We start from the raw sequence: 11,952 nt of genomic DNA, 5'->3' as shown, positions 1-11,952 counted from the left end.
GTGCGCTATGCTATCGTTTTGTGGTTCATTCTCAAGTTTTGAACATAGAAGCTAGCGCTATTCTATGCGTATCTGTATTTAAAAATATACTACTCTATGTCAAATTCCGCGCCACCTACCACTGACGCGCTGCCTCAAAGTATTCCGCTCGCAGGCAGTGCACTGGTATTACTCACCGTCGGACTCGCGTTGGGTACTTTTATGGAAGTGCTCGATACTTCGATTGCCAACGTCGCGATACCTACGATCGCCGGTAATCTTGGCGTGGCAACCAGCCAAGGCACTTGGGTGATTAGTTCTTACTCGGTAGCCTCAGCGATTGCCGTGCCCCTCACGGGCTGGCTAGCGCGGCGCGTAGGCGAGGTCAAACTTTTTACTTTGTCAGTCATCCTCTTTACGCTCACCTCCGCCCTCTGCGGACTAGCGCGGAATTTCGAAACCTTGATCGTGTTTCGTTTGTTGCAGGGATTTGTTTCTGGCCCCATGGTCCCCCTGTCACAAACTATTTTGCTACGCAGTTATCCGCCGGATAAAAGAGGTCTGGCGCTTGGGCTATGGGCAATGACGGTGATTGTTGCACCGATTTTTGGACCCCTTTTGGGAGGCTGGCTGACAGATCACTATAGCTGGCCCTGGCTTTTCTATATTAATGTGCCGATTGGCCTGTTCTCTGCATTAAGCTGCTTCGTCCTGCTACGCGGGCGTGAAACCAAACTGGTCAAGCAGCGTATTGATGCGGTCGGCCTTGCTTTACTTGTGATTGGCGTAGGTTGTTTACAAACCGTGCTGGATATTGGCAAAGACCATGATTGGTTTAGTTCGTCGTTGATCGTCACGCTGGCGATTATCGCCGCTATCGCGCTTTCTTTTATGTTGATTTGGGAGATCACGGAAAAAGACCCCGTGATTGACTTCTCTCTTTTTAAAGACCGTAATTTTGCACTGGGCGTTATTATTGTTTCATTCGGTTTTATGACATTTTTCAGTTCAGTGGTGATTTTCCCACTTTGGCTGCAAACGGTGATGGGATATACCGCTAGCCTTGCTGGCTTAGCCACCGCGCCAATCGGCCTGCTTGCATTAGTGCTGTCCCCGTTGATTGGCCGCAATCTACATAAACTGAATCTACGACTTGTCGCTAGCTTTGCATTTATGGTTTTTGCGGGTGTGTCATATTGGAACTCCCTCTTCACACTCGATACGCCTTTTAATATAGTCATTCTGCCGCGCTTGGTGCAAGGCCTGGGCATTGCCTGCTTCTTCGTACCACTCACTACGATTACCTTGTCTAGCATTACAGAAGACCGACTGGCGAGCGCCGCCGGCTTGTCCAATTTCTTCCGCACCTTAGCTGGAGCCATTGGCACCGCCGTCAGCACCACCTTCTGGGAAAACGATGCAATTTATCATCATGCCGTATTGAGTGAATCCGTTAGCGTCTACTCGGCGAATACCCTGGCTTTTATGGATACCCTAGCCTCATTAGGGATCACCGGATCGGCGGCCTATGCAAGCCTCGATAAAATCATTACGCAGCAAGCCTATATGATGGCGACTAACGATTTTTTCCGGATTTCATGCGTGGTTTTTATCGCGCTCACAGCGTTAATATGGTGGACTAAGCCGAAACCGGGAGCGGTGGCGTCAAGTGGGCATTGATGTTTGAGTGCTGCTAGGAGTGGATTTATCGTCTGTGCGTTGGGTGCCCGTAGCGAGCTTTGCCAGAATTATTTGACTGCTGAAATACGGTAAAAGGTTGAGGCTTTTAAAGCGTTGGCCGATCAACCGAATTGGGAATGGACGTTGATTGATGGTATCTCATTACGTATAAGATGTGTGATTTACATAGATCGTTTCAATTAAAATAGTCGGATGAAAGACCTTTCCATCAATCTCCCCATGCCTTGCGATTTATTGCATCTAGTACATATTAAAGATTCCAATTCATCTCCAATTGCATTCAATTCCTACTGAGAGCATTTCTTCACTTACTATATCAATAAGGATATCTCTTTCTTCTTCATTTAGCGATCCAGAAAGCAAAGTATCAACCAACTTCATCTTGATGCCACTCTCTGCCTGGAATTTGGCGTGGCTGCGGGGCTCCATCGGCGTTATCATCGGCCGCGGGGGCCGTAGTATTAACTGATCCCCATCCTCTCCATCTTGCCCCGCATTATTGGCTCGATATTTTTGATACGCTTCATTAGCATTCCATGCCACTAAGCCCGCAGTCACCACGCTTAATACAACAACCCCAGGTGGGGTGAACGCTAACGGCGCAGCCAGCACCAGAGCCGCATTATTTTCCGTCTCAATCTGCGCCGCATGCTGCGCAGAGGTCGCATCGGCCCCTCCTACACTTGCCACCCCCGCCACCAAGCTGGTAACGATATTCTTGCGCGCTTCTTTGTCCTCTTCAGACGAACCCTCTACAGGACCTAACAGATGATTCACCCATACACTGGCACTCGCCCCCAAGGCCGCTGAGCCACCCGATTGCCCCCGTGCGACTACACCGCCATAAGCCAATACCCCATGCAACGCAGCACGCATCGTTTCATCATTCAGGCCATCTGCAATATGCTTGATTCTTTCTGCTCCCAAGCTTTGCAAATAATTCAGCGCTGCGGCCTGAGTGAATTGCGCGGTCGCCCCCGTCACATTGCCCGCTGCCGTCAGCGCAGTGACGATGCGACGGTACGCTCCTCCTGGCCCCCATTGCCGATTCGCGGCCTGTGCTTGCGCTCGCAACTCAGCCGCGGTTTCCAGCAATTCCTGCCGCTGTCCTATAGGCACCAACTCATCACCCGCCAGCAGCTCCATACTCTTGGCTCGCTCGAGCTTTTGATCCACCTCCCGGGCCCGATTAAGGATAAATGAGCTGATACTGCTTGCAGAATAGCTCGCCTAATTCGTCAGATCCGTGTTGTGCAGGGTCGCTGTTATCAGTGTGTTCTTCCCTTTCTGCACCGCCTGCTCAGAACCTGCAATCATGCCACCAACCAGCTTCGCATCCCCTTTCAATGAGTCCCAAAGTAAGATTGTGGTGCAATGTTTCGCCTGCACCTTCCGCGGTTTTTAATTATATTTATTGAGATTCATAAAAATATTAATCAAAGCTTAGGCTTTCTTATATTAAAAATCCTCGACCAAAAATGATGGAAATTCTTTTTTGGTGTTTCCTTAGCATGCTCTTCTTTAGCCGCCAGATCATTCTCTATTGATTCTATTCGTTCAAGATGAGTAGAAGGTCCATTAGGCCGTAGTAAATCGCCTGGATAATTGGGATGGCCTAAGCATAAAGAGTCATCTAAACCAAAAGCTTTGACGGCGGCTACGGCTTCGATGCACCAATAGCCGAAATAGCCTCCTTCCAACGTATGATATTTGTACCAATAGGGTCGAGCATACATAGCGGTCATCTCTGACAAGCCATTTCTAGACGGACGGTTTAACTCAGGGTACCATTTGGTGATAAAGCTTTTTAACTTTTTTGCTTGCTTATCTTTTGGTGCATTAATTGCATCGAGCAAGCGCTGGTAGGGCTTTGGGTGACATAACTTGCTTCCAATTTTACGTGATGGTTCTCGGTTTGCAATAATACGATCTAGTAACTCATCTTCACCTTCATTGCCAATCAGTGTAAGTAAACGCTGCCATTGATCATTTGGGATTTCGAGGGAAAGTGCCAAACCTATGAGCCAGAAGCAAATTATGTAATGGTCAAGATTGACCACCCACGCGTGACGTGTATATTGTTGTTGTTCAGTCCATATATCCTTGCCTAGCCGTTCAGCTTCTTCCCATGCATCTAATAGTGGCGGAAAATATCGAGCAAGCTTGCTAATTATTTCGCCCCTAGAATAGTCCATTAATAATAGGTGACGATAGTCGTGCACTATTTCATAGACATACTGTGGTCTATAGGATGGATTCTTTGATGGCTGCCGTATTTGCTCAAGGCTATTGTTAATCGATTGCTGCTCAAATTTAAGCCACTTATCAAAATAATCTTTATCCTTAAGCTGATCTCGAATCATTTTATATTTCCTAGAATTTGGGAAACAGGCTGCAGTATCAATTTACCATTTTTGTCCAAAATGCCAAAATTCACCCTTCCGTAAGGGTCTGTGTGCACTAGCCATTTTTCAATTCTTCCATTATCCATAGCATTTCGGGCCGCCTTAGCTATTACAGGATTACCGATAGCCTCAAAAATTCGATTCGTGCCGGTATTAGTCCCAATAAGCCAACTATCACTCATCTGCAATCCATCCGCCGTTTTCTTAAGTGCAGATGAACCAAATTTATATTCCACTATGACATAGTCTATACCGGGTTTGTTTATCTTATATAAGTCATCAATACCTGTTTGACCAATGCTTGGTACGCGCCCAATCCTTTTTGCCTCAGGCAGCAGCTTTTGAACCTTATTACTACCTAATATCTCGCCAACCATACCTTTTTGCGCATTTGTCAGCCGACTAAAGTCCATTAATGGTTTACCATCAATCCCAAAAACCCCACCTGCTTTAACCAAGTGATCAAATTTTGCAAGCCCAGAAAGTTTTTCTAGAGACTCCTTACCCAGACGAACCCCAATTTTACCAAGCGATGCAGTGAGCTTAGCCGCACCTCCTGCTACCAATGCGATTGAGCCTATCTGCCAGAATAAATTGCCTAACTCACGGCCAAGCTGTAATGCATTCTGGTCGCCGCCTTCTCTTGCTGCGGCCTGTATCCGGTTGATCCTGGCATTGAATTCAGCAGCAATCTCTTCTCCTATTTGATCGCGTACTTCCTGGTTAACCAGAGAAGCCAGTTCTTTTAGGCTATTGGGGAAATTTTTAACAAATTCAACCACTCCTTCCGCATCATGCCAACCTGCCTCAGCCAAACCACTGATCAGACCCGACATTGTCAATGCATCTTGCTTCGCCGAAACGCCAGTCCATTTAATCATTGTTCCTGCGTTGCAGACGATATCGTCTTCACAGGCATCTAATTCTTTTTGGGCTAGCACGAGTTGTTCTGTAGCCAGCCAGTTATTATCGATAGCCGCTGCGGCACTGTGCGTAGCCACGGTCGCATCGGCCCCAGTCAGTGCCGCTACACCCGCAACTAGTGTGGTCGCAAGATTGTGTTTGGCTTCTTGCTCGGTACGCGTTTCATCTGGATGGGTTGGACTAAAGGCATGCGTTAAAATGCTCGATACCACGCCACCTAATGCCCCCGCGCCGAGGTTTTGATTCGATGCCGCTGCGCCACTTAACCCAACCAGTGCGTGCAACGCTACATGCGCTGGACTGCCTTCGTTTACTGCGCCAGATTTCACCAGCTCGCCAACGTAGCCTGCCCCGTGCTGCTGGAGCAAATTCACAACACCGCTTTGCACAAACTGTTCGGTTGCCCCTGTTACATTACCGGAGGCGGCTGCGGTTAACGCTGTCAATATCCGCCGGCTTAAGCCACCAGGTCCCCATTGCTGATTCAGCGCTTGCGCCTGGGCGCGCAATTCAACTGCCATGTTTTGTAATGCCTCTTGCTGCTCCACAGGCATTGGCTCATTACCCGCCATCTCGATACGCTTAGCTTGCTCGAGCTTTTGATCTACTTCCCGGGCTCGATTGACGATAAAAGTATTGGCTTCCCGACCTAATGCATGGACAATATCAAAGCCGGCTTCAATCTCCGCTTGATTAAAAATCGGCGCTAACGCTTGATGACTCTGTGCCGGATGACGGTTTAGGTCTGCAATCGTCTCGGCCGCGCTATGTCCCGTCAGCTCGATTTGCCGCGCCTCATCCGTAATCACCATCTCCGCACCGCTGATCGCACTGCGGGTAGTGGATCTTGCCTGGCCTGAAGCACTCATCACAATCGGTAGCGCAGCACTCACTCCACCCCGGCTTGCCAGTTGATTGCCGCTATGCGCCGGCGTTATGGCTTTTCCTGATGGGTCTGAGCCCACTCCTTTGCCACTTTGACTATACCCACCGCCTAAGCTGATACTGCTTGCAGAATAGCTCGCCTGATTCGTCAGATCCGTGTTGTGCAGAGTTGCTGTTATCAGTTTATTTTTGCCTTTCTGCACCGCCTGCTCAGAACCTGCCATCACGCCACCAACCAGCTTCGTATCTCCTTTAACGCTGATCTGAAAGCCATCCTCTCCAGCCTGAATCCCCGCTTGTTCTGCCACACTCAGATAATCACTGTCCATCCTGCGTTGTGAGACATTCAGACTCGCTGCCGAGACAGAGCCGGCGGTCGCACTGCCACAGATACTTTGAGCATGGCTTTGGTACCTCGCCGTGTTTTGCACACTGTCTATGTCAAGGTCACCCTCAATCTGGGCTTTAACCTGCTTGCCCACCATCTGAGCGCCTTTGAGGCGCACATCACTTTTTGCTTTGAGCTCTAGCGTGCCACCGGCCTGAATCAGAGTCGGCGTATAGTTAATTTGCGCTCCTTTTGTACGGCCATGCCCTACACTGAGTGCAACCGATGCGCCCACTGAGCTCTGACTGCCCAGCGTTGCCACGGCCCCCACTGCAGAACTCTGGCTGTGCTGCTGACTTTGCTCGATCAGGCTATTCGGCGCGGCTTCCATCTTCAGACGGCCTTCTACGTTAAGCGCTATATTCTGTTTGGCTTCGATGCGAGCGCCCATCAGATCCAACGTGGATTTTTCTCCTAAGCCACCGATCTGGATCGAGATATCCCCTCCGGCTGCCAGGGTGCTGTTGAGCGCTGTCCGGCTGAGCTGTATCTGCTCGCTTTCAGAATGCTCTTCGCCCAGCATTACGCTCACGGTGGCGCCACCGGCTGCTTTGGGATCTGCTTTGATCGCATCGTAGGCGTTTTTCGCCGCCAGTGCGCCTGCACCGGCCGCTAACGCGTGCATCCGCGCATCGCTGACCTGGGTACTGGTTTGCAGCATCTGACGATTCGTTTGCGCCGCGGCAATCACCGGCGCACTGACCGATACCGTCAGACCCGATTGATGCCATTCACTGCGCTGCCAGACTCGGCTTTGCTCATAGGCCGCTTCAATCTTGCCTTGACCGGCTCGAATCTCTATATCGCCGGTGGGCACCACCCATTGACTGCCGCTTTGCTCGTAGTCTCGGCCGGCAATCGCTCTGACAGGACCTGATACGCTGCCTATGACTGAGCCAATCTGAGGGGTGTGCTCCTTTTCTTGAGCGTCTTTTTGGGTTCGCGTGCCGATCGTCACGCCGAATTTCCCGCTCTCTAATAAGCCGGAGCGTTCTTGAACGGAATAGCGCTGAGTGCGCTCAGCCTGTTCGACTGCCTTTTGCTGGAGGGCATTTCCCGCATAAAGATCCACATCATGCATCCCCGCCACGTTTGAACCGAGGATATTCAGGTCATGTCCAGCTTCTATCTGTACTGTGCCTCCAGATAAGGTGCTGCTTAACGCTTGTTTTCTATACAGCACGTTGCGCGTTAATTCGCTTGAGGAACCGAAGAAGTGACTCGATTCATGATAATGAGACTCCTCAAAATCCGTCTCTTCATACGCGGCTTCCAAATGAATATCTCGGCGGGCTTTCACCGCGAGTTTCTCTGCCGCTTTGACATACGCGCCGGTTGCAGTTACATCGCGCCCAGCCTTCAGCTCAAGCGCGCCGGCCTGAATCTGGGTGCCAACTTCAGTGTGCTGGCTTAGGCTGAGGGCATTCCGTTCATCCCAGACGATCTTCTGTTGCAAGCCGGTGGTGGCGGTCCCTAAGATCAGATCTTGCTGAGCGTCTAACCTTGCCGTGTGTTCCACTTCAATTTGGGTGGCGGCTAGGTGGAGATCGGATCCCGCCGTCGCTTCCAGCTCTCCGGCCTGGATCTGGGTGAGGCCCGCTAAGTTTGTTCGGCTGCCGCTGGCGGCATGAGTGGTCTGTGTCTGGCTTTGCAATTGTAGATTTTGGCCGGCCTGTACGGTGAGTTTTTTAACGGCAATCAGCTTACCGGCGCGGCTATCGATGTCGTCGCGGGCTTGGATAGAGAGGGTGCCCCGGCTGGCCAGCGTGCCGCGCGCGTTATCGATCTGGCTTGCGCGAATACGTGTTGTGCTGCGACTGAGCACGGTTCCGGTGTTTTTAAAGGGGCGGTCGCTCTCTAACTCGATCGTATCGGCTGAAATCAGTGCATTGCTTCGTGGGATGGCCGGCGCATCGCTTGGGGCCAGATACACTTTAGGCACCAGGACCGTCTGTTCTGAGCCATCGGGTAATTGAATACGTTGATTCACTAGCCAGACGGGGCTGGTGGTTAACGCATTGATTTGCTCAGGTGTCGGTTCAATGCCGAGCATCAAATTGAACCGTTTGGCCCAGTCTGCCCCGGCGTGCATCAAGTCCCGAATCTCAGCAAACGGGTTTCGATGGTTAGAGAGGTAGTAATGGCCCGTTAGACCAATAATTTGGTCTCGAATCAGTTGCTGTTCATAGAATCCATCGCCCAGGCGTTTGGGAATGTGCTGAGGATCCAGATTCAGTAAGCGCAGCAATACATCGCTCGAAACGCTGTCGCTGTGGCGAGTAAAACGGGGATCGATCTGGATCAGATAGCGTTGATTGGGATCGGTGTTGAGGCGCAATAAACCGCTATTTAATAAAGTATTACGGCTTAAAGCCGAAGAACTCGGCACTAAGGCGGTAGAGGGCGCAGAATGCTCTACTGCCGTATGCGGTTGAGAGACGGCGACCGTCAGCGTGTGATGCTCGACCATTGGTGCCGGATGGTAGGGCGCGTGCCCACCCCACTCCCGTTGAAAATAGCGCTTGAACCCGCCTCGCCACTTTCTATCTGAGTATTGCAAGGTTCCCTGATCAGTCGTGACGCGTTGACCGATGGCATCCCGGTTTTCAATTTGGGCAGGCCTGCCTTCAAGGTCGCTGAGCGCCCCTCCAGCGATAATCATGCTTTTATCGTTCATCACCTGGTCTGACAGAGAGATCGCGCCACCTGCATGAATCTTGCCAGGTTCGCTGTGCGTCACCCTGGTTGTGGTCACTCGGCGCGTAAAGACATAGTTGATAAAACGAAATATTTCATGACCGGAGCTGTGCACACGGTAGAGGCCCCCTACGTCGCCGTGCCAGGCGATTTGGGAGCCATCAAAGCGTTGGTTTGTCTGGTCATCGTGACATTCGTGTATGCCCCGCTCCTCAATCAGCCTTTCTTCGATTTCGAATCTTGCATTTTGATTGACTAGCGCTTTTGCATGAATCGTTAGATCTCCCACCGCATCCATCGTGGAGCCATGATTGAGAATGCGTTCACTGCGACCCTGCACGATAGACTCCGCATTCAGCTTACGGCCAATGGCTAAACCACCGCCACTATAAAGCGTACCACCGGCACGATTTTGAATCTCATGAACCCCGATTTGAAGGCTGTTTTGCGCGAAAATCATGCTCTCCGTATTTCTCAACAGAGAGTCAGGCCCACGCGCACTGATTAAAATCGTATCGCCCGTAATCAGGCCCGGGTGAATCGCCAAACGCAATAAGTGCTGGGTCAATGTGCCACTTTCTCGACGGTTACGCATCTTATTAGAAAGGATCCGGATCTCCCCTTGGCTGTGTATCGTGCCTTCGTTACAAAAAGCCATCGCTAAAATGAAGATGCGCCCCTCACTTTGCAAAACCCCTTGTTGCATATTATCGAGCGCTAAGGCTTTTAAGGACAATCTATCGCGGGCAAATAACGTTGCATTGGCTTGGTTAAGAATTCTTTCTCCGATGACCAGATTGAGGTCTTTTCCCGTCATCTGGCTCTTATTCGTATGGACAATATTCGGCGCTTCTATCGTGATGCGACCCCAGGCATTCATTAAGCCCCCTTGTGCTATGTAGCCACCGCCGCTCGCATCTAAAAAAAGCTGGATCTGACCCTGTCCACTTTGAACGATTTGCCCCCCCTCCGTGTTAATGACTGTATGCGCACGAATTTCAAGGACACTGCCTGGATACGTCGGCTGTGTGGAACGGTCTGGATCACTTGAAATCTCCGGTTCGGAAGCTTCATCTTTCCCTACGGCAATCAGACCTTTGCTGTTATCTAGTTGATATGTATCAATCTCAATTTTTTGGTGCGCCGATAGTGTGCCGGCTAGATTGGATAAACAGCATGTCAGAGAATCTGTATAAAAAGTTTTTATTTTGAGTGTGTGGTGGGAAAGAATGGTCGCCCCGTCATAGTTCAATATTTGAGGGGCCGTGAGCGTCACCAGACCTTTACCGATAATAAAGCCCGCTCCTTTTACGCCTTCTTCCTTACGGTTCATGATCGAAGCGTGAGCGAAAATCTGCATTGGCCCTGTGCCAGTATGGAGTATCCGGCCTGAGGTATTATCAATCACGTCTGCTTGCACATCCAATGCGCTTTGAGCACCGTGGGTTTCTATATGGCCCTGCATATTGTTGAGAATTTTACTCTTCAGTATAAGATCGGAACCCGTCGTGATTTGCCCGTTTTGATTGTCTAAAATATGGGCTTGAATTAAGAGCGGTTTTCTTGACTCAATGGTAGAGGACGCCATATTGGTTAGACTGTATGCTGGACCTTCTGCTTTGTGCTGAGCATTGAAGGAGCCCCCTATCGTCAATTCACCATCACTGTGCAGCAACCCATGCTCCTGGTTATGCAGGAACCAAGCTCCAAGCATCAGTTGATCTCGGCCGAGGATAGCCCCAGCCTGCTGCTCATCCGTATCGTCAGTGCCATCATTGAGCAAATGCTGCGCATCAATCACCACTGTGCTGCCCTGAATCACTCCATAATTCTTAAGCACATTTTCTACCTTGAATTTAAGGTGAACACCGTCTATCAAAGAGGTGGATTGATTTTCTAACGTTTTAGCTTTAAGCGTGATTTCACCTCGCGTTTTTAGAGTGCCTTGATTCGTGAAACTTTGGGCCGTTGAAATCGATAGATGCCGACCGGCGTTGAGTTGGGTGCGATGCGTATAACGCTCTTCCAGCTTTGCCGTAAGATCCAGTGTGGCGCCGAGCGTTCCTGCGCCGATCAAACGGTTGGCTTTGAGGGTAATATTTCCGTTTGATTGAATCTGAGAACTGGCATTATCGAGCGTATCCGCCTGAATGCTCAAATGTTCTTCTGCTTTTACCTTGGCAGTGCCTGTGAATTGCAGCTGGCGGGGGAACTCCGAATGAATGGTCGTGTCAGCTATGTCCTGTTGCAGCGTAACGGGCAGGCTCAGATTTGAGCCATTCACCGCTGTATTCAAGTTAATTTGATTGGCGGATAACTCGCCCTCTATTTTGATCGAATACGCGATTACATCAATCTGCTCATATCCTTTGAGGGTTGTTTTGCTTTGAATCGTTATTTGACCTGTTTTTAGACGAAAGGCCTGAAACTCACCGTCACGATTTAAAATCGGTTCTCCGGTTGTGAGCACAAGGCGGTTGGTATGGAGAAATTGATAGCCGCAGCACTCCATCCCATTGGCATTAGAAAAAATCAATTGGGCCGGCTCTCCGGCAATCTTTATAACGCGATTCAGGCTGCGGGGTACAGAGTGAGCACGGTGCGCCGTCGGTGCATCCGCTTCTGAATTAGAAGGGGCGGTTATTTGCTCTGGCCTATCTGGTGTAATCGAATGAGTCCGAATATATTGAGTGGATATCCCATGAATAGGTCTTAACATCATTCACCCCGTTTAATCATATGTAATGCGCTCAGTCTAAATGATGATTCTCAAAACACCAAATAAACTTGCGCAATTATTTATTTTATGCAAATAATCTTTTTAAAAAATTTTTATTAATTTGCATCATTTCTGGCAGGGATCCCGCGCATAAAAGGCCGGACAATCTCTGTATAACCTTACTACAATGGGATTTTGAATGAGTCTTACTGGCCTACGAAACAACCAAGCCTAGGTTTACCGGAATTCGCTAG

General features: G+C 49.8%; 4 protein-coding genes. 1 reads left to right on the top strand and 3 read right to left on the bottom strand.

Going from position 1 to position 11,952, the window contains the following annotated elements:
• Positions 1-96 precede the first annotated feature (96 nt).
• Positions 97-1,659 (top strand): DHA2 family efflux MFS transporter permease subunit, encoded by a 1,563-nt coding sequence (locus MPB2EB_RS00285; RefSeq protein ID WP_185181917.1) that lies wholly within the window; start codon positions 97-99, stop codon positions 1,657-1,659.
• A 285-nt stretch (positions 1,660-1,944) separates the two neighbouring features.
• Here MPB2EB_RS00285 and MPB2EB_RS00280 read toward each other — a convergent pair whose 3' ends face one another.
• The 3 genes from MPB2EB_RS00280 to MPB2EB_RS00270 form a co-directional block, all read right to left on the bottom strand.
• Complete coding sequence (locus MPB2EB_RS00280; protein WP_185181916.1) at positions 1,945-2,856, bottom strand: hypothetical protein; 912 nt, start codon at positions 2,854-2,856, stop codon at positions 1,945-1,947.
• A gap of 260 nt (positions 2,857-3,116) precedes the next feature.
• Positions 3,117-4,043 carry a PoNi-like cognate immunity protein gene (locus MPB2EB_RS00275; RefSeq protein WP_185181915.1) on the bottom strand — a complete coding sequence of 309 codons (927 nt, stop codon included), beginning with the start codon at positions 4,041-4,043 and terminating at the stop codon, positions 3,117-3,119.
• Complete coding sequence (locus tag MPB2EB_RS00270) at positions 4,040-11,701, bottom strand: hemagglutinin repeat-containing protein (protein ID WP_185181914.1); 7,662 nt, start codon at positions 11,699-11,701, stop codon at positions 4,040-4,042. The genes MPB2EB_RS00275 and MPB2EB_RS00270 overlap by 4 nt, the downstream gene beginning before the upstream one ends.
• Positions 11,702-11,952 lie beyond the last annotated feature (251 nt).

The sequence above is a fragment of the Mycoavidus sp. B2-EB genome (assembly GCF_014218255.1).
In the GTDB taxonomy this organism is placed as follows: Bacteria; Pseudomonadota; Gammaproteobacteria; order Burkholderiales; family Burkholderiaceae; genus Mycoavidus.
The sequence above is the reverse complement of the archived record's forward strand: the minus strand, read 5'-3'. Positions and strand labels throughout refer to the sequence as shown.